Origin of the sequence: Streptomyces sp. NPDC005017, from assembly GCF_042873115.1 — a bacterium.
Taxonomy (GTDB): domain Bacteria; phylum Actinomycetota; class Actinomycetes; order Streptomycetales; family Streptomycetaceae; genus Streptomyces.
The window spans coordinates 1-1,443 of record NZ_JBIALD010000061.1 but is presented as its reverse complement, the minus strand read 5'-3'; the positions used below and the strand labels follow the sequence as shown (position 1 = coordinate 1,443).

Here is a 1,443-nt window from a genome sequence, read left to right as displayed (position 1 = left end):
AGCACCTCGCGGGTCTCGGCGGGGTCGATGACGTCGTCGACCAGGCCGCGCTCGGCGGCGTAGTACGGGTGCATCAGCTCCGCCTTGTACTCCTTGACCATCTTCTGCCGCATGGCCTCGGGGTCCTCGGCGTCGGCGATCTGGCGGCGGAAGATGACGTTGGCGGCGCCCTCCGCGCCCATCACCGCGATCTCGTTGGTGGGCCAGGCGTAGGTGAGGTCCGCACCGATGGACTGGCTGTCCATGACGATGTACGCGCCTCCGTAGGCCTTCCTGAGGATCAGTGAGATCCGCGGCACGGTCGCGTTGCAGTAGGCGTAGAGCAGCTTGGCGCCGTGCCGGATGATTCCACCGTGCTCCTGGTCGACGCCGGGCAGGAAGCCGGGCACATCCAGGAACGTGATGATCGGGATGTTGAAGGCGTCGCACATCTGCACGAACCGGGCCGCCTTCTCGGAGGCCTCGATGTCCAGCACACCCGCCAGCGACTGCGGCTGGTTGGCGACGATGCCGACGACCTGGCCGTCCATGCGGGCCAGCGCGCAGATGATGTTGCGCGCCCAGCGCTCGTGGACCTCGAGGTACTCGCCGTCGTCGACGATCTCCTCGATCACCTTGGTCATGTCGTACGGCCGGTTGCCGTCCGCCGGGACGAGGTTGAGCAGCGTCTCGCTGCGCCGGTCGGCGGGGTCGCCGCTGGGCACCCTGGGGGCCGGCTCCCGGTTGTTCTGGGGGAGGAGGGAGAGGAGGTAGCGGACCTCGGCGATGCAGGTCTCTTCGTCGTCGTAGGCGAAGTGGCAGACGCCGGAGGTCTCGGCGTGCACGTCGGCGCCGCCGAGCCCGTTCTGGGAGATCTCCTCGCCGGTGACGGCCTTGACGACGTCCGGGCCGGTGATGAACATCTGCGAGGTCTCACGGACCATGAACACGAAGTCGGTCAGCGCCGGGCTGTAGGCCGCGCCGCCCGCGCACGGGCCCAGCATCACCGAGATCTGCGGGATTACCCCGGAGGCCTTGGTGTTGCGCTGGAAGATGCCGCCGTAGCCGGCGAGGGCGGAGACGCCCTCCTGGATCCGGGCACCCGCGCCGTCGTTCAGCGAGACCAGCGGGGCACCGGCCGCGATGGCCATGTCCATGATCTTGTGGATCTTCGTGGCGTGGGCCTCGCCCAGCGCGCCGCCGAAGATCCGGAAGTCGTGCGCGTAGACGAAGACCGTACGGCCCTCGACCGTGCCCCAGCCGGTGATCACACCGTCCGTGTACGGCTTCTTCGTCTCCAGGCCGAACCCCTGGGCCCGGTGCCGGCGCAACTGCTCGACCTCCTGGAAAGAACCCGCGTCGAGCAGCAGCCCGATCCGCTCCCGGGCGGTCAGCTTGCCCTTGGCGTGCTGCGCGGCCGTCGCCTTCTCACCCGGACCGGCCAGCGCCCGCGCACGAATCTCG

At 69.0% G+C, this 1,443-nt stretch carries 1 protein-coding gene; it reads right to left on the bottom strand.

The genetic code is table 11. The features are described from left to right. A partial coding sequence (locus tag ACFYR0_RS37755; RefSeq protein WP_389338916.1) for an acyl-CoA carboxylase subunit beta occupies positions 1-1,443 on the bottom strand: 1,443 nt, incomplete at both ends.